We start from the raw sequence: 17,838 nt of genomic DNA on the forward strand, positions 1-17,838 counted from the left end.
TCGCGTGGCCACACCCGGCGCCGATCAGCGCAAACCCTACGATTGCCGCCGAGAATGCCGCTGCTCGTGTTGTTATCGCACGCATCTCATTTCCTCTCGAATTCGGCTAGGACCCGTAGTCGCGAGCCCAAATTCGGATGCTATTGGGGTGTGCGACCGCGTAGCAAGGGTCGGCCCGGGCCCGCCTAATGGGCGAAGTGACGGGCCCCGGTCAGGTACACGGTGACGCCGGCGTTGGCCGCCGCCGCGGTCACCTCGTCGTCGCGGACCGACCCGCCCGGATGCACTATCGCCTTCACCCCGGCGGCGGCCAGCGTTTCAAGTCCGTCGGGGAACGGGAAGAACGCATCGGAGGCCGCGACCGCGCCGCGCACCCGCTCCCCGCCGCGTTCGACGGCCAGCCGGGCGGCGTCGACCCGGTTGACCTGACCCATGCCGACGCCGATGGTGGCGCCGTCGGCGGCGATCACGATCGCATTCGACTTGACCGCGCGGCAGGCTCGCCACGCAAAGACCAGGTCGCTCAACGTCGCCGGGTCGGCCGGTGATCCCGTCGCCAGCGTCCAATTCGCCGGGTTGTCGCCGTGCGCGTCGAGCTGGTCGCGTTGCTGCGCCAAAAGCCCGCCGCTGATCGGTCGCAGCTCGGTGCCGCCGGTCAGCGGCTCGGAGGCCAGCAGCACCCGGATGTTCTTCTTGCGCGTCAGTGCGTCCAGGGCGCCCGGGGCGTAGGCGGGTGCGACGATCACTTCGGTGAAGATGGTGCTGACGTACTCGGCCATCTCGACGCTGACTTCGGTGTTCGCCGCGATCACTCCGCCAAAGGCGCTCAGCGGGTCGCATTCGTGCGCCTTGCGGTGGGCGTCGGCGACCGATACCGACGAGATCGCGATCCCACATGGGTTGGCGTGCTTGACGATTGCCACGCACGTCTGCTCGTGGTCGAAGGCGGCGCGCCAGGCCGCATCCGCGTCGGTGAAGTTGTTGTAGGACATCTCTTTTCCGTGCAGCTGCTCGGCCTGCGCCAGTCCCGGCCAGGCGCCGGGGTCGCTGTAAAGCGCGGCCTGCTGGTGCGGGTTCTCGCCGTAGCGCAGCATCGTCGTGCGGCGCCAGCTGCGGGCCAGCCACTGCGGGAACGCCGTGGGCGGATGCTCGGGCGCCAGCGTCGACTCCATCCAGCCGGCGACGGCGACGTCGTACTCCGCGGTGTGCTGAAACGCCAACGACGCCAGCCTTTTACGCTCGGCGAGGGTAAATCCGCCGCTTCGCACCGCGGCAAGCACTCCGTCATACCCGAGGGGGTCGGTGACCACCGCCACGCTGGGATGGTTTTTCGCGGCCGCCCGGATCATCGACGGCCCGCCGATGTCGATCTGCTCGACACACTCGTCGATGCCTGCGCCCGAGTCGACGGTCTCGCTGAACGGATACAGGTTGACGACGACCAGTTCGAACGCCGCGATTCCGAGCCGCTCGAGCGCCGCGGCGTGATCGGGTTTGCGCAGATCGGCCAGCAGACCGGCATGCACTCGCGGATGCAGCGTCTTGACCCGGCCGTCGAGCACCTCGGGGAAGCCGGTCAGCTCCTCCACGCGTGTCACCGAAATCCCTTTGTCGGCAATGGACTTCGCCGTCGATCCGGTCGAGACGATCTCCACGCCCTCCGCGGTCAGCCCCCGGGCGAGGTCTATCAGGCCGGTCTTGTCGTAGACGCTGATCAACGCGCGGCGAATGGTCCTTCTTGACTCGTCGGTGCTCATCGTATGGTCGCCTTTCGTCCGATCGTCGCTTTTCGTCCGATCAACGTCACGCCGCCGGTTGCGATCGCGGCCACCACGTCCACCAACAGCTTCCGTTCGGTGACCTTGATGCGTTCGTGCAGGGTCTCCTCGTTGTCGCCGTCGAGCACCGGGACGGATTGCTGCGCCAGTATCGGCCCGGTGTCCGTGCCGGCATCTACCAGGTGCACGGTACAGCCCGTGACCTTCACACCGTAGGCCAGCGCGTCGGCCACGCCGTGTGCACCCGGGAACGCGGGCAACAGCGCGGGATGGGTGTTGAGGATGCGGCCGTAGAATCGTGAAAGAAACTGTGGTCCAAGGATTTTCATGAACCCAGCGGACACCACCAGGTCGGGCGAGTGCGCGGCGGTGACCTCGGTGATGGCGGCGTCCCAAGCGTCGCGGTTGGGATAATCGGCGAGCCGGACGGTGAAGGTGGGCACCGCTGCGGCCTCGGCGATCTCTTTGGCCAGGCAGTCGCGGTCGGCGCCGACGGCCACCACGCGGGCCGGGTAGTCGCCGACGGCGGCGTCGAGCAGCGAGGCCAGCAGCGAACCGGTGCCCGAGGCCAGCACCACCACCCGCGCCGGCGCACTGGGGGACACATGCAGCGGTTCGGCCACATGGCGAGCGTAGTCGGGCGACGACACGGGCCGGAACGGCACGCTGAGAAGCCCGACAATCAGATCCAGTCGGGCGCACCGCCGCGTTGATTCTGCGTGCACCAGGCAAAAGTGCGAGTAGAGGCCCTGGTCAGCGCAGAGTCATCAACGTCGTCACCGGCTCCAGCGGCTCACTCGGACTGCGACTCGGGTTCCTCGGGCGGCGACTCGTCGTCGTCCGCCACCTCCGCCGAGGCCTCATCCGCGGCGGAGTCACCCGTGGGCTCGTCGTCCGCCTCGCCGTCGGGCTCGTCGAAAAGCCCCGCGAAGTCCGCCGGCTCGTCGGCCGGTGAGGCGGGCGCGGGTTTGGGCCGCCTGGGCTCATGCCTGATCCCGCCGGCCAGCACCACCGTGACCCAGCCGACGACCGCGAACCAGAAGAACACGCCGACCAGCAAAGCCCCCTGGTCGACACCGACATCGCCGAAGTTGCCCAGCCGGCCGCTCCCGCCGTACGCCAGCAATGACATCACCAGCGCCCCGGCGACCGACGCAACCAGCAGTTTGGCCATCGCCGGCCGCAGCGGCAACGCATGCCGCGCGCATTGCTGGCCCACCGCCACACCGGACGACGCACCGACGATGAGCAGCGCCACCCACACCGGCCCCAGCGGCGGCGTGGGGACCGCGGCCAGGATCGGCAGAGCGGGAATGTCGCCGCCGAAAACGGTGAACGGACTGAACGTCGCGAAGCCCAGATGGGCGCTGGACCCGACGGCGATCGCCGAAGTGCCGACGATCACGTTGGGCGCGTACAACACGGACAGCACGGTGAGGCTGAACTGGCCGAAGATCGAATCGGTGATCCCGTAGAGCTCTTGCATCGTCGCCCAGTGCACAACCAGCGACCCCGCCGTCACCAGGCCGGAGAGCCCGACCAACGCCAACACGCCGGCGACGGCGGCGCGCAGGGAATCGCCGAGCCAGTCGGGCAGCGACGATGCCGCCAACGCCCGTCGCCCCACCCGGGACCACACGCCGATCGCGGCGCCGATGGCGTGCACCACCAGCACGCTGGCGAACGCGCGCAGAGCATTGGGCGTCTGCAGCTCGGTGATCACCGACGACGCGTCGTGGATGACCGCCAGCGCGATCGCCGCCACCAGCAGGGGACCGCCCAGCGCCGACGCGACAACCCAGCGGACCACCAGCCACGACGAGGACGCGGAGGTGGCCCGTGCGGTGCTGCGCGCGGTGGCCCACACCATCAACAGGACCGGCAGCAGCGGCAGTACGCCCAGTTCCCGGCCACCGATCGAGATCGGCACCTGGTGCACGCCGAGCCACATGCTGGCGATGGCGCCCAACGCGCCGGTCATGTCGCTGTTGGCGATCAGCAACTGCAGCAACGTGATCGCGGCAATGATGCCCAATGCCACCACGGCCGGACCGAACGCGACCCGAACCAGGTCGCGCGCCTGGCGAGCGCCCGCCGCCCGGTTGTCCGCGCTTTCTGACACCCTTTTCATTCTTGGCGCACGCATCCGAACTACGCGCGAGGGCGCATGGTTAGACCGGTGCCGGCCCAGACGGCGACTGCTGCTGTTCCTGGCCGTGGGACTGCTGGCCCCCGGTCTGGCTGGAGTAATCGACCGGAGCCGAACCCGCCTGAGAGTCCGTGCCGGCCGATGGCGGCGGACCGAAGCTGGGGAAGCCGGTGGGCGGCGTGGACGGTCCCTGCGGCTGCGGCGCAGGCTGGGCACCGAATCCACCGGTCGACGAAGCCTGGGCCGGCGCCTGGCTCGACGGATAACCGCCGTACTGCGACCCATACCCGGACGGCTGCGGCGACTGGTGTCCCGCGTGCTGCTGGGTGCCGGGCTGACCGTAATACGGCTGTTGTCCGTATTGCCCATATTGGCCGTACTGCCCGTACTGGCCATACTGCGCGTAAGGGTCGTACTTGGGCCGCGGTGCGGGCGCGGTGATGACACCGGCGTCCAGCAGGAGCGCCGCAACGGCGGCAAGCGCCTGGAAGATGCTGCAACCCACCAGCGGCCACATCGCCCAGCCGATCGAAAAACCGGCGGGCGTGTTGACTGTCTCGGTGATCGCCAGCAACGCGCCCAGCACCGCGACCACCGCGACGATTCCCACGTAATTCTTCGCCTTGGGCAGCAGGCCCAGCGCGGCGAGCAGCGCGGCCAGCACCGCAACGACGACGGCGATGCCGGCGTCGCCGGCGCGCCCACCGCCCGGACCGAGGTCGGCACTGATGATGAACGTCGGCGCGAAATTCAGGAGATACACGGCCAGGCCGAGCACCACCACCGCGATGTTCAAGACCAGCGGAAGCTTGCTCTCCCCGTCGTCGGTTTTGGCGAACGACGGTGTGGCGCCTGCATAGGAGCCGCCGGGCTGCGCGGGTTGATATCCGGGACTACCGGGCGAGTAGGTCATGGCCCCTCCTATTGCTTCCAGTGCCTTCAAGACCCTCAGCGACGCCGCATTTGCGGCGCGACGCTGCACTTCCAGGCGCGCCGCCTTTGAAAACACCTTCGAGATCTTGCGTTGCGACGCGATCGATCACCCACGCTAGCGCACGTTCGGCCGCCCGTGCCGGGCCGACCGACCTGTCGGCGCGCCCGGCGCCGACCAGTGTTGTGGGTCCGAGTCGAGATCCTCGGCGGCGCAGCGGCTTGCCCACCGCCGGTAGAACACGTTCTAATTCTGTCCATGGATTACGGGCTTGTACTTTTCACCAGCGACCGCGGCATCTCCCCGGCGGCAGCCGCCAAACTTGCCGACGACCACGGCTTCCAGACGTTCTACGTGCCGGAACACACCCATATCCCGGTCAAGCGCGAGGCGGCCCATCCGACGACGGGTGACGCGTCGCTGCCGGACGACCGCTATATGCGCACGCTAGACCCGTGGGTGAGCCTGGGCGCGGCGTGCGCCGTGACGTCGCGGGTGCGGCTGTCTACCGCGGTGGCGCTGCCCGTCGAGCACGACCCGATCACGCTGGCGAAAAGTATTGCCACCTTGGACCACCTGTCCGGCGGCCGGGTCAGCCTCGGCGTTGGGTTCGGCTGGAACACCGACGAGCTCGCCGACCACGGCGTGCCGGCCGGGCGCCGTCGCACCATGCTGCGTGAATACATCGAGGCAATGCGGGCGCTGTGGACCCAGGAGGAAGCGGCCTACGACGGCGAATTCGTCAAGTTCGGGCCCAGCTGGGCCTGGCCCAAGCCGGCGCAGTCGCACATTCCGGTGCTGGTGGGCGCGGCCGGGAACGAGAAGAACTTCAAGTGGATCGCCCGCAGCGCCGACGGCTGGATCACCACTCCCCGCGACTTCGACATCGACGAGCCGGTGAAGTTGCTGCAGGACACCTGGGCGGCCGCCGGCCGCGACGGCGCACCCCAGATCGTGGCGCTGGACTTCAAGCCGGTGCCCGAGAAGCTGGCACGCTGGGCCGAGCTCGGGGTGACGGAGGTGCTGTTCGGCCTGCCGGACCGTTCCGACGACGAGGTCGCCGCCTACGTGGAGCGGCTGGCCGGCAAGCTGGCCGCTTGCGTTTGACCCGCGAGCAGACGCAGAGTCGCACGAATCCGCTTCGCGGGCGTGCGACTCTGCGTCTGCTCGCGCTAGCGAGACCTACAGGCTGTTCAGGATCTCCCGGGCCAGCGCCGCCGTCTCCGACGGCGTCTTGCCGACCTTGACCCCGGCCGCCTCCAACGCGTCCTTCTTGGCGGCCGCGGTGCCCGAGGAGCCGGACACGATCGCGCCCGCGTGGCCCATCGTCTTGCCCTCCGGGGCGGTGAATCCCGCGACATAGCCGACGACCGGCTTGGACACGTTGGCCTTGATGTAGTCGGCCGCACGCTCCTCGGCGTCGCCGCCGATCTCACCGATCATCACGATGAGCTTGGTCTCGGGGTCCTTCTCGAAGGCCTCGATGGCGTCGATGTGGGTGGTGCCGATCACCGGGTCGCCGCCGATGCCGATGGACGTGGAGAACCCAAAATCGCGGAGCTCGTACATCATTTGGTAGGTCAGCGTGCCGGACTTGGATACCAGCCCGACGGGCCCCGCACCGGTGATGTTGGCGGGGGTGATGCCGACCAGCGCCTGGCCCGGGGTGATGATGCCGGGACAGTTCGGCCCGATGATCCGGGTCTTGCCCCCGTTGTCCAGGTTGTAGGCCCACGCATATGCGGTGTCCTGCACCGGAATTCCCTCGGTGATGACCACCAACAGCGGAATCTCGGCATCGATGGCCTCGACGATGGCGTCCTTGGCGAACCTGGGCGGGACGAAGACGATCGACACGTCGGCGCCGGTCTTCTCGATCGCCTCAACCACGCTGCCGAACACCGGCAGCTCGATGTCGTTGCCGTCGGCGTCCTTGTGCGAGACGGTGGTGCCGGCCTTGCGTGCGTTCACACCGCCCACAATTTGGGTGCCCGCCTTAAGCATCCGGGCGGTGTGGACGGTGGCCTCGCTGCCGGTGATGCCCTGGACGATGACCTTGTTGTCCTTGTTCAGAAAGATCGACATATTGGGAAAGTCCTTTCGTAGTGTCGACCCGCTGCGACCGGCTGCGCCGCTCTTGCGATCGCCACGTCAGGCGCTCGCCAGCTCGGCGGCCTTGTCGGCGGCCTCGTCCATCGTCGGCACCAGCGTCACCAGCGGGTGGTTGGCCTCGGCCAGGATGCGTCGGCCTTCCTCGACATTGTTGCCGTCGAGGCGCACCACCAGCGGCTTGTTGGCCTCGTCGCCCAGGATCTCCAGCGCCTTGACGATCCCGGTGGCGACGGCGTCGCACGCGGTGATGCCGCCGAAGACATTCACAAACACGGCTTTGACCTGCTCGTCGCTCAAAACCACGTCCAATCCGGCGGCCATCACCTCCGCGGAGGCACCGCCACCGATGTCGAGGAAGTTGGCCGGCTTCACCCCCCGGTGCTTCTCACCGGCGTAGGCCACGACGTCGAGCGTGGACATCACCAGACCCGCGCCGTTACCGATGATGCCGACCTGGCCGTCGAGCTTGACGTAGTTGAGGTCGTGCTCCTTGGCTTTCAATTCCAGCGGATCGGTGGCCGCGCGGTCCTCGAACTCCGCGTGATCGGGATGGCGGAAGTCGGCGTTGGCGTCCAGCGTGACCTTGCCGTCCAGCGCCAGGATCCGGCCGTCGGGGGTGCGCACCAGCGGATTCACCTCGACCAGGGTGGCGTCCTCACCGACGAAGAGGTCCCACAGCTTGGCGATGGTGACCGCGGCGGCGTCGAGCACCTCGGCCGGCAGGTGTCCCCGCTCGGCAATGGAACGCGCGGTCGCCAAATCGACGCCCTTGACGGCGTCCACGGGAACCTTGGCGAGCCGGTGGGCCCTGGCGGCGGCCACCTCTTCGATCTCCATGCCGCCCTCGACCGAGCACATGGCGAGGTAGGTGCGGTTGGCGCGGTCGAGCAAGAAGGAGATGTAGTACTCCTCGGCGATGTCGCTGGCCTCGGCGACCAGCAGTTTCTTGACGACGTGGCCCTTGATGTCCAGGCCGAGGATCTTCTTGGCGTGTTCATAGGCGTCGTCGGGGGTCGCGGCGTATTTGACGCCACCGGCCTTACCGCGTCCGCCGACCTTGACCTGCGCCTTGACCATCACCGGGCGACCGATTTCTTCGGCGATGGCGCGAGCGCCCTCGGCGGTGTCGGTCACCCGACCGGGTGTGCTGGGCACGTTGTGCTTGGCGAACAATTCTTTTGCTTGATACTCGAAAAGGTCCATGGGCTCACTGTCTTCGCTCGGCTTAACTGCTGGGCCTATTGGCTTGCGGTGCCGGATTCGGCGACTCGCACGCTGGCACTGTATCCACCCATCGAACGGCTGCTATCGTCGCGTCCACCTATGTGGCAAACGTCACGGCATACCGGCGGCCCTCAAACGTGATCCAAATCACAATTTTGGTCGGGTTTCTGCCCCAAGGTTGCCAGCTCCGTAGGTCAGCGGATACCTTCCTAGGGTCCAGATAACGTTATGGTCACGATATGAGGACATTTCAGGTTGTCCCAGCACCGTTTCTCTCGTTCTTCTGCCGTAACAACGGGCATGGTGAGGGTGGGTCGCGCGGCAGGCGGCCGGTGGATGGAGCCCCAGCGAAACCGGTGGACGGAGCCCCACCGAAACGAAGTCACCGAGATCCTGCCGCTGGACGGCTTCGACTTCGATGACCTGGACTTCGCCGACGACTTCGGCGAACTGAACGACCTGGATTTCAGCAACGACTCGAGCTTCGACAACGAGGCGCAAGTGCTGCTGGCACCCGAGCTTGACGATCTGCACGACGTAGACGATTTGGGCCCGCTGCTGCTGGCCGCCCCCACCGCCGTACCCGTCCCCGCGCGACTCCAGCCCGACACCGACGTCATCCCCGTGGTACGGCGCGGCGGTCAGCATCGCAAGCAGCCGACCAGCGCGGCCAGGGGACGCCTGCTGATCTCGGCGATGGCCGCCGGGGCGGCGGCCGCGGCGGCCCACACGGCGACCAGCCATACCGATACCCCCAGGACCGAGCCTGTGCTGACCGCCAATGCCTCGGCGCTCACCGGCGGGGCGAGCAGCAACCCGATCCGTGGCGCCCAGGTGATCGCGGTCGAGCCAGCGGCGAATGCCGCGGTGCACAACGAGGAGCTCGCCAAGGGAATGGCCTTCGCGAACGATCGCGCCCAGCGCGAGGCGCGATTGCAGCAGCCGCTCTATGTCATGCCGACGAAGGGCATATTCACCTCCAACTTTGGCTACCGGTGGGGTGTGCTGCACGCCGGTATCGACCTCGCCAACTCGATCGGAACGCCGATCGTTGCCGTCTCCGACGGCGTGGTTATTGAGGCCGGGCCGGCCGCCGGCTACGGGATGTTGGTCAAGCTGCGCCATGCCGACGGCACGGTCACGCTCTACGGCCACATCAACACCGCGCTGGTCAGCGTCGGTGAGCGGGTGATGGCCGGTGACCAGATAGCCACCATGGGCAACCGGGGCAATTCCACCGGTCCGCACCTGCATTTCGAGGTGCTACAGGGCGGCACCGAAAGGATCGACCCCGTGCCGTGGTTGGCTAAGCGAGGACTCAGAATCGGCAACTACGCTGGTTGAGGTGACCGCGCCGAACGACCCTTCTGCTTCCCCGCAGCCGCCCGAGCCCGCTGCGCGGCCCTCGGAATCGCGGACGCGGATCATCCGGCGGGTGCCGACGGGACCGATGCCCATAGTGCCGGAGTCGCCGACCGCCCAGATCCCCCAACGGCCGCCTCCCCACCGGGGCGAGGCCCGACGGGAAGGCGCTACGGGCCTGCCGAGCGACGAGCCGAGCGGTCGAACGGCCGTCGCCGCCTGCGCGGTCAGCATCGTCAGCGGGTGGGCCACCTCGGTGGTGGCCACCGACCTGATCGCCGGGTGGTGGAGAACCGACCGCCTGTTCTGCATCGCGATCGCCTTTCTCGCCCTGGTGTTCGCGACCACCACCGTTTCCGGGGTGATCATGTTGCTGCAACATCGGCCACTCGGGCGTCACCTCATCGTGGCCGGCGCGGTGGTCGCGGTGCTGACCTACGGTGGCGTGTTCATCGCGGGCGCACGCGTCGGGTGGATCGTGTACACCCTTTGGCTGCTGCCGATCGCCAGCATCGTGCTGGCGCTGCACCCGCAAACCAAACGCTGGCTGCAGGCCTGACGAGACCCCTCCTGCGCCGAACGTGCTTTCAGGGCGAAAATCTCACCGTGGGTTCACGTTCGGCGGATTAAAGCTTGCTGAGCGGGGCGTGGTTGTGCATCAGCTTCACCCGTCCGGAGCTGCCGAAGTCGATCAGCGACATCGCCGATTCGCCGACGCCCGAGACTTCCTCGACCCGGCCCAGCCCGTACTTGTCGTGGGTCACCCGATCGCCGGGCTGCAGCACCAGCAGCGGGCGTTTGCCCGCCCCCGAGCGGGTCGGGGCCGTGCGCGGCGTACCAAACCGGCCCGCACCGCTGACCGGCGCGCTGAACGACGGCGCGGGTGCACTGCGCCGCCAGTCGATGAGCTCCTGCGGGATCTCGCGCAGGAACCGCGATTCCGGGTTGAGCATCGGCTGCCCCCAAGACGACCGGACCATGGCCCTGCTCACATACAGCCGCTGACGGGCCCGGGTGATGCCGACGTAGGCCAGCCGCCGCTCCTCCGAGAGTTCGGTGGGATTGTCGAGCGACCGCATGTGCGGGAACATCCCGTCCTCCCAGCCGGTGACGAACACCACCGGAAACTCCAAACCCTTCGCGGTGTGCAGCGTCATCAGCGTGACCACACCGGCACCATGCTCGGGGATCTCGTCGGCGTCGGCGACCAGCGACACCCGCTCCAGAAACGCCGCCAGCGCACCGGTGTCCGGCACGTCTTCGTCGTCCGGGGTCTGCAAAGCGGCCGCGTTGGCCTGATCGGTGCTGAATTCGTGTGCGACACTGACTAATTCGTTGAGGTTGTCCAGCCGGGCCAACTCCTGTGGATCGCTTGACGACTCCAGCTCCCTGCGGTATCCGCTGCGTTCCAGCACCGACTCGACCAGATCGCCCAGGTCGTCATCGAGGCGTCCCCTCAGGTCGTCGAGCAGCTCGACGAAGCCCGCGATCGCCTTCTCCGCGCGGCTGTTTAGCATCGGCACTTTGCCTTCGGCCGCGGCCACCAGGGCATCGGCGAAGCTGGCGCCGGTGTTCTCGGCGTACACCGCCACGCACGCCTCGGCCCGATCGCCGATGCCCCGGCGGGGCGTGTTGAGGATGCGCCGCATGCTGACCGCGTCGCCGGGGTTGTCCAGCACCCGCAGGTAGGCGACGATGTCGCGGATCTCCTTGCGCTCGTAAAAGCGCACTCCTCCAACGACTTTGTACGGAATTCCGGCGCGGATGAACACCTCTTCCAGCGACCGCGACGAGTTGTTGGTGCGATAGAAGACGGCCACGTCGTTGTAGGTGATCTCGCCGCGATCGACGAGCGCGTCGATCTCCTCGGCGACGAACCTGGCCTCGTCGTGCTCGTTGTCGGCGACGTAGCCGACGATCAGCTCGCCGGCGCCCGCGTCGGTCCACAGCCGTTTCTCACGCCGTCCGGTGTTGCGGGCGATCACGGAGTTGGCCGCCGACAAGATATTTTGCGTCGAGCGGTAATTCTGTTCCAGCAGAATCGTTTTCGCGTCCGGATAGTCGCGTTCGAAGTCCTCGATGTTGCGGATGGTGGCGCCGCGGAACGCATAGATCGACTGGTCGGCATCGCCGACCACGCACAACTCCGCCGGCGGCACGTCCTGCGTCTCTTGGCCTTCCGGGGCGCCGCGACCGACCAATTCCCGCACCAGCACGTACTGCGCGTGGTTGGTGTCCTGGTACTCGTCGACCAGCACGTGGCGGAACCGCCGCCGGTAGTACCCGGCGATCTCCGGGAAGGTCTGTAGCACCGCCACGGTTTCCCCGATCAGGTCGTCGAAGTCCAACGCGTTGGCCGCCCGCAGCCGTCGCTGGTATTCGCCGTAGACGCCGGCCACGGTGCGGGTCAGGTCGTCGGAATCATCCGACAGGTTGGCTAAATTTGTCAGAGCCTGGTCGGGGTCGATCAACTCGTTCTTCAAATTGGAGATGGCGTTGGCCAGCAGACGCGGCGAGTAGCGCTTGATGTCGAGGCCCATGTCGCGGCCGATCATCTGCAACAGACGCCGCGAATCGTCGGCGTCGTAGATCGAAAAGTTGGAATTGAGTCCGTGGATCAGTGACGCCTGGTTGCGCAGGATGCGCACGCAAGTGGAGTGGAACGTCGACACCCACATGTAGCGGGCCCGATCCCCGACCAGTCGCACCACGCGTTCGCGCATCTCCGCGGCGGCCTTGTTGGTGAACGTGATGGCCAGCACCTGACCGACCCCGACGCCGCGCGCCGCGATCAGGTAGGCGATGCGCCGGGTTAACACCGCCGTCTTACCCGAGCCCGCCCCGGCCACGATCAGCAGCGGCGAACCCTCGTGTACCACCGCTTGGCGCTGTTGCGGGTTGAGGCCGTCGAGCAGCTGGTCTGCTTCGGGGGCGGGCTTGGCTTCGGAGTTACTGGTCGCGTGCACACTCATGTCGGTCCAAATTTACCGCCGCCGACCGACTACCCCGCCGGGCAGGCCACCGGGCGCGGCAGGCGCCTGGGGAGACGCCCAGTCGGCTTGCGGGGCCGGGTTCGCGGCCCTTCGCCCGCCGCATGGACGGCGCAGCCGAGTCCGATTGCTGGACAGAAGGATTAATGCCAGCGCGCGACCACGAACCGCGACGTCGTAAACCCGGCGGCCTCACCCGGCTTTGCCGGGCCTTTGCGCGCGCATGGCCCTTAGTGGCACACTCGGTTGGTGCTCAACGCGCAGTGCCATCGGCAGCTCTCGACCAGCGAGTGGCCCCGAGAGTGGATTGGCCGATTTTTCTACGGGTACCGACCAGCGGTGCCCGTGGTCTAGCTGCTTTCGCAGAGCCCCGTGGTCCGCTTCCGGATTCGGGGCTCGTCTCTTTTGTGAGGCCCGATAACGGATGAGACCAGAACCCCCACATCAAGAGAACGCGGAGTTAGCAGAGATGAACATCGAGACGGCCGAGGCCGAACAGCCCACCGACATCGAAGAGTTGCGCCAAGAGATCGACCGATTGGACGCCCAGATCCTTGCCGCGGTGAAACGGCGCGCCCAAGTGTCCCAGGCGATCGGCAAGGTCCGGATGGCATCCGGCGGCACCCGGCTGGTTCACAGCCGCGAGATGAAGGTCATCGAGCGCTACAGCGAGCTCGGTCCCGAGGGTAAGGATCTGGCGATGCTGCTGTTGCGGTTGGGCAGGGGCCGGCTCGGCCACTAATGCCTTCGGCTTGACCTGGCTCCGTCGCGTCGGACCGCACTAGTCCGACGGTGACGGCCCGCAGCGCCCGACTACGCCACGCTCGCGACCGTCACTACTCCGATGGTGACGGCCCGCAGCGCCCGACTACGCCACGCTCGCGACCGTCACTACTCCGATGGTGACGGCCCGCAGCGCCCGACTACGCCACGCTCGCGACCGTCACTACTCCGATGGTGACGGCCCGCAGCGCCCGACTACGCCACGCTCGCGACCGTCACTACTCCGATGGTGACGGCCCGCAGCGCCCGGCTACGCCACGCTCGCGACCGTCACTAGGCTCGAACCATGACCTCCGTGCAAACCATCCCCGACATCACCGCCACCCCGGCGTGGGAAGCCCTGCGCAGGCATCACGAACAAATCGGCGAAACCCACCTACGCCAGTTCTTCGCCGACGATCCCGATCGCGGCCGCGAGCTCACCGTCACCGTCGGTGACCTCTACATCGACTACAGCAAACACCGCATCACCCGAGAGACGCTGCGGCTGCTGGTCGATCTGGCGCGCGCGGCTAACCTCGAGGAGCGCCGCGACCAGATGTTCTCCGGCGTGCACATCAACACGTCGGAGGATCGCGCGGTGTTGCACACCGCGCTGCGGCTGCCCCGCGACACCGAGCTGATCGTCGACGGCCAAAACGTCGTCGAGGAGGTGCACGCTGTGCTCGACGCCATGGGTGACTTCACCGACCGGTTGCGCAGCGGTGAATGGACGGGGGCCACCGGGAAACGGATCAGCACCGTCGTCAACATCGGGATCGGTGGGTCGGACCTGGGTCCGGTGATGGTCTACCAGGCCCTGCGCCACTATGCAGATGCGGGCATTTCGGCGCGCTTCGTCTCCAACGTCGATCCGGCCGACCTGATCGCGAAGCTGGCCGACTTGGATCCTGCCACAACGCTTTTCATCGTCGCCTCCAAGACTTTCTCCACGCTGGAGACGCTGACCAACGCGACCGCGGCGCGCCGCTGGCTGACCGACGCGCTCGGCGACTCCGCGGTGTCCCGGCATTTCGTGGCCGTCTCCACCAACAGGCGCCTGGTCGACGACTTCGGCATCAACACCGACAACATGTTCGGGTTCTGGGATTGGGTCGGCGGGCGGTATTCGGTCGATTCGGCGATCGGGCTGTCGCTGATGGCCGTCATCGGCCGGGAGGCCTTCGCCGATTTCCTGTCCGGATTCCACATCGTCGACCAACATTTCAAGACCGCCCCGCTAGAGTCCAACGCGCCCGTCCTGCTGGGGCTGATCGGGTTGTGGTACTCCAACTTCATGGCGGCGCAATCGCGTGCCGTGCTGCCGTATTCCAACGACCTGGCGCGCTTTGCCGCCTACCTGCAACAGCTGACCATGGAATCCAACGGCAAGTCGACACGCGCCGACGGCACGCCGGTCACCAGCGACACCGGCGAAATCTTTTGGGGCGAACCGGGAACCAACGGCCAGCACGCCTTCTATCAGTTGCTGCACCAGGGCACCCGCTTGGTGCCGGCCGATTTCATCGGCTTCAGCCAACCCACCGACGACCTCGCCACCGTCGAGGGCACGGGCAGCATGCACGACCTGCTAATGAGCAACTTCTTCGCCCAAACCCAGGTGCTGGCGTTCGGCAAGACCGCCGAAGAGATCGCCGCCGAAGGCACGCCCGCCGACATCGTGCCGCACAAGGTGATGCCGGGTAACCGCCCGTCGACCTCCATCCTGGCCAACCGGCTCACCCCGTCGGTGCTGGGCCAACTGATCGCGCTCTACGAGCATCAGGTCTTCACCGAGGGCGTGGTCTGGGGCATCGACTCGTTTGATCAGTGGGGCGTGGAGCTGGGCAAAACCCAGGCCAAGGCGCTGCTTCCGGTGATCACCGCTGACACCTCACCGGCGCCGCAGTCGGACAGCTCGACTGACGCGCTGGTGCGTCGCTACCGAACCGAAAGGGGCCGGGTCAGCTGACCCGGCCCCTGCCGCGAGCGTGCGCAGAATGCCACCGCGAGGCGGCGTGTCGTGTACAAACACGCACGCTCGCGGTTGGGGCAAGGAGGGGGGCTACGCGAACGCCTTGGTGAAGCGGGGCGGCAGCACCCGCATCAGCTGCACCAGCGGCGCCCACGGCCACCACGGCACGACGGCGCGGCCGGGCTCGCGCTCGATGGCGTCAACGAGTGCTTTGACGCCAGTTTCGTTGTCCACCAGGAACATTGTGCTCGCCGATTTGGCCGTCATTTCCGACTCGATGTAGCCCGGCTCGATCACCGAGACCTTCACGGGGCTGTTGCAATATTCGGCCCGCAGTGATTCGCCCAGGGAACGCATTCCGGCTTTGCTTGCGGCGTAGGAGGCTTTGACGCCCGGCACGCCTTTAGCGCCGAGCACCGACGAGATGAGCACCAGATGCCCCGAACCACTCTTGGTGAACATCTCCAGCGCGGTTTCGATCTGCACCAACGCTGCCACCAAGTTGGTCTCGATGGTCGCCTTGTTCGCCCACAGCTTGCCGGAGCCCAGCTTCGCGCCCTTGCCGATACCGGCGTTGACGATGATGCGGTCGATGCCGCCAAGCTCGTCGCTCAGTTCGGCGAAGACCTTGGGCACCTGCTCGTGGTCGTTGACGTCCAGCGCGGCGACCGCGATCTTGATGCCCGGATGCTGTTGCGACAGTTCGGCTTTCAGCTCGTCGAGGCGGTCGGTGCGACGGGCGCACAGCGCCAGGTCGCGGCCCTTGGCGGCGAAGGAACGCGCCATCCCGGCGCCCAGGCCGGAGCTGGCGCCCGTGATGAGGATCTTCTGACGAGTCACGTTGGCAGCATATCCAGTGCCCGCCCAACGTCGAGTTGTTGGGCTGGACAGTGGGTTTTCGCCACAAGTCGGCGCACTTACTTCAGCAGCCGCGACATGCGCCGGTCGGCCAGCACCTTGCCGCCCGTCTGGCACGTCGGACAGTACTGAAAAGACTTGTCCGCGAAGGACACTTCGCGCACGGTGTCCCCGCACACCGGGCAGGGCAGCCCGGTGCGCGCGTGCACCCTCAGTCCGGAACGCTTCTCCCCTTTGAGCATGGCGGCACCCTGGCCGACCAACCGGCTGACCGCGTCGGTCAGCACCGACACCATCGCGTCGTGCAGCGCGGTGAGCTGTCCGCCGGTCAGCTTCCCGGCGATGGCGAACGGCGAGATCTTCGCGACGTGCAGGATTTCGTCGCTGTAGGCGTTGCCGATGCCGGCGATCACCTTCTGGTCGGTGATGACGGTCTTGATCCGGCCGGTGTTGCCGGCCAGCAGCCCGGCCAGGTCGTCGACACCGAGGTCCAGCGCGTCCGGGCCGAGGCCCGCGATGCCCGGCACCAGCCGCGGGTCGTCGACGAGCCACACCGCCAGCCGCTTTTGGGTGCCGGCCTCGGTGAGGTCAAAGCCGGGCGCCTCACCCGGCGTGCCCAGGTGCACCCGCAACGCGATCGGTCCCTTGCCGGGGCGCAGCGGCGCAGCGGCGAGCTTGTCGGACCACCGCAGCCAGCCCGCGCGCGACAGGTGGGCGATCAGGAACAGCTTTCCGGCCTGCAGCCCCAAGTACTTGCCCCACCGGGCGGCCCCGGTCACGACCTGGCCGTGCAGGGCGCTGATCGGCGGGTCGAAGGTTTTCAGCACCGACAGCGCGGCGACGTCGACGCGGCCGATCGTCAAACCGACGGCGTGGCGCCGCAAATGGTCGACCAGCGCTTCGATCTCCGGCAGTTCGGGCACGCCCTTCAGTCTGCCGGTCTGAGCAAATAGGTGTCCATGATCCAGCCGCGCCGCGAGCGGGCGTCGGCCCGCATCGCCGCGATGCGCGTCCCGACCTCGCCGACGGTGCCCGCCACCAGCAGCTCGTCCTCGGTACCCAGGTATGCCCCCCACCAGATCCGGGTGTCCGCGGGGCACGCCTGAAACGAGCAGTCGGCGTCGAGCATCACCAGGGCCGAGCCCTTCAGGCCGGCCTTACGCAGCTGCCTACCGGTGGTGATCAGCACCGGTTCGCCGACCTCGTTGAGCGGGATCCGGTGCCGTGCCGTCAGCGCCTGCACGGCGGTGATTCCCGGAATGACGTCATAGCCGAAGTCGACCTCGGCCGCGACCGCGTCGAGGATGCGCAGCGTGCTGTCGTACAGCGACGGGTCACCCCAGGCCAGGAAGGCGCCCACCCCGTCGGGGCCGAGCTCGGCGGAGATGGCCGCCGCCCAGACCCGCGCACGCGCGGCATGCCAATCCGAAACGGCCTCCCGGTAGTCGCCGTCGACCTGCCGTTTAGGGTCGGGCAGCTCGACGAAGCGATAGCCCGGCTCGCGGATGAACCGCGCGCAGATCTCCCGTCGCAGCGAGACCAGGCCGCTTTTCGCCTCCCCCTTGTCCATCGCGAAGAACACCTGCGTGTCGTTGAGCGCCCGGATCGCCTGGACGGTCATGTAGTCGGGGTCCCCGGCGCCGATGCCGATGACGTGGATATGCCGACTCACCGTTGCCTCCTGACACGCTCATCGC

At 67.3% G+C, this 17,838-nt stretch carries 15 protein-coding genes and 1 pseudogene; 5 read left to right on the forward strand and 11 right to left on the reverse strand.

The annotated features are described in order from the left end of the window. Positions 1–185 precede the first annotated feature (185 nt). From purH to K3U93_RS19865, 4 genes are all read right to left on the reverse strand, one after another. On the reverse strand, positions 186–1,757 hold the full coding sequence (gene purH / locus K3U93_RS19850; protein WP_083011436.1) for a bifunctional phosphoribosylaminoimidazolecarboxamide formyltransferase/IMP cyclohydrolase: 1,572 nt from the start codon (positions 1,755–1,757) through the stop codon (positions 186–188). Then, the gene (gene purN, locus K3U93_RS19855) at positions 1,754–2,401 is read right to left on the reverse strand and encodes a phosphoribosylglycinamide formyltransferase (protein WP_083011470.1); all 648 of its coding nucleotides are present in this window, start codon (positions 2,399–2,401) and stop codon (positions 1,754–1,756) included. Before purN ends, purH begins: the two co-directional genes overlap by 4 nt. A gap of 170 nt (positions 2,402–2,571) precedes the next feature. Beyond that, on the reverse strand, positions 2,572–3,909 hold the full coding sequence (locus K3U93_RS19860; RefSeq protein WP_083011435.1) for a cell division protein PerM: 1,338 nt from the start codon (positions 3,907–3,909) through the stop codon (positions 2,572–2,574). Positions 3,910–3,949: 40 nt separating this feature from the next. Next, positions 3,950–4,840, reverse strand: a complete 891-nt coding sequence (locus K3U93_RS19865) for a DUF5336 domain-containing protein (protein ID WP_083011434.1) — start codon at positions 4,838–4,840, stop codon at positions 3,950–3,952. Between the two features lie 276 nt (positions 4,841–5,116). On the opposite strand from K3U93_RS19865, the gene K3U93_RS19870 reads away from it, so the two are divergent. Then, positions 5,117–5,965 (forward strand): LLM class F420-dependent oxidoreductase, encoded by an 849-nt coding sequence (locus K3U93_RS19870; RefSeq protein WP_083011433.1) that lies wholly within the window; start codon positions 5,117–5,119, stop codon positions 5,963–5,965. 75 nt (positions 5,966–6,040) lie between these two features. Here the strand turns inward: K3U93_RS19870 and sucD are convergent, their stop codons facing one another. Both sucD and sucC read right to left on the reverse strand, forming a co-directional pair. Next, positions 6,041–6,943, reverse strand: a complete 903-nt coding sequence (gene sucD, locus K3U93_RS19875; protein ID WP_071510478.1) for a succinate--CoA ligase subunit alpha — start codon at positions 6,941–6,943, stop codon at positions 6,041–6,043. Positions 6,944–7,009: 66 nt separating this feature from the next. Next, complete coding sequence (gene sucC / locus K3U93_RS19880) at positions 7,010–8,173, reverse strand: ADP-forming succinate--CoA ligase subunit beta (protein ID WP_071510479.1); 1,164 nt, start codon at positions 8,171–8,173, stop codon at positions 7,010–7,012. A 357-nt stretch (positions 8,174–8,530) separates the two neighbouring features. Between sucC and K3U93_RS19885 the strand changes: the two genes are divergently transcribed. Both K3U93_RS19885 and K3U93_RS19890 read left to right on the forward strand, forming a co-directional pair. Continuing rightward, positions 8,531–9,538: a M23 family metallopeptidase gene (locus K3U93_RS19885; RefSeq protein WP_139797098.1), complete on the forward strand. Its 1,008-nt coding sequence runs from the start codon at positions 8,531–8,533 to the stop codon at positions 9,536–9,538. Between the two features lies 1 nt (position 9,539). Then, positions 9,540–10,115, forward strand: coding sequence for a hypothetical protein (locus K3U93_RS19890; RefSeq protein WP_176220027.1), 576 nt, complete (start codon positions 9,540–9,542; stop codon positions 10,113–10,115). 67 nt (positions 10,116–10,182) lie between these two features. Here K3U93_RS19890 and pcrA read toward each other — a convergent pair whose 3' ends face one another. Beyond that, a complete protein-coding gene (pcrA, locus tag K3U93_RS19895) occupies positions 10,183–12,528 on the reverse strand; it encodes a DNA helicase PcrA (protein ID WP_083011431.1) in 2,346 nt (781 codons plus the stop codon). Positions 12,529–12,970: 442 nt separating this feature from the next. On the opposite strand from pcrA, the gene K3U93_RS19900 reads away from it, so the two are divergent. Together K3U93_RS19900 and pgi are read left to right on the forward strand one after the other, a co-directional pair. Further along, the gene (locus K3U93_RS19900) at positions 12,971–13,288 is read left to right on the forward strand and encodes a chorismate mutase (protein ID WP_083011430.1); all 318 of its coding nucleotides are present in this window, start codon (positions 12,971–12,973) and stop codon (positions 13,286–13,288) included. Between the two features lie 327 nt (positions 13,289–13,615). Beyond that, positions 13,616–15,280: a glucose-6-phosphate isomerase gene (pgi, locus tag K3U93_RS19905; RefSeq protein ID WP_083011429.1), complete on the forward strand. Its 1,665-nt coding sequence runs from the start codon at positions 13,616–13,618 to the stop codon at positions 15,278–15,280. Between the two features lie 93 nt (positions 15,281–15,373). Here the strand turns inward: pgi and K3U93_RS19910 are convergent, their stop codons facing one another. The 4 genes and pseudogenes from K3U93_RS19910 to cobF form a co-directional block, all read right to left on the reverse strand. Next, positions 15,374–16,123: an SDR family oxidoreductase gene (locus tag K3U93_RS19910; RefSeq protein WP_083011428.1), complete on the reverse strand. Its 750-nt coding sequence runs from the start codon at positions 16,121–16,123 to the stop codon at positions 15,374–15,376. 77 nt (positions 16,124–16,200) lie between these two features. Next, positions 16,201–16,671, reverse strand: coding sequence for a zinc finger domain-containing protein (locus tag K3U93_RS25055; protein WP_230981697.1), 471 nt, complete (start codon positions 16,669–16,671; stop codon positions 16,201–16,203). Positions 16,672–16,821: 150 nt separating this feature from the next. Continuing rightward, positions 16,822–17,064: pseudogene (locus K3U93_RS25060) on the reverse strand (DNA-formamidopyrimidine glycosylase family protein); the annotation flags it as partial. A gap of 5 nt (positions 17,065–17,069) precedes the next feature. Continuing rightward, on the reverse strand, positions 17,070–17,813 hold the full coding sequence (cobF, locus tag K3U93_RS19920; protein WP_083011426.1) for a precorrin-6A synthase (deacetylating): 744 nt from the start codon (positions 17,811–17,813) through the stop codon (positions 17,070–17,072). Positions 17,814–17,838: the final 25 nt, after the last annotated feature.

The organism is Mycobacterium malmoense, assembly GCF_019645855.1.
Classification (GTDB): domain Bacteria; phylum Actinomycetota; class Actinomycetes; order Mycobacteriales; family Mycobacteriaceae; genus Mycobacterium; species Mycobacterium malmoense.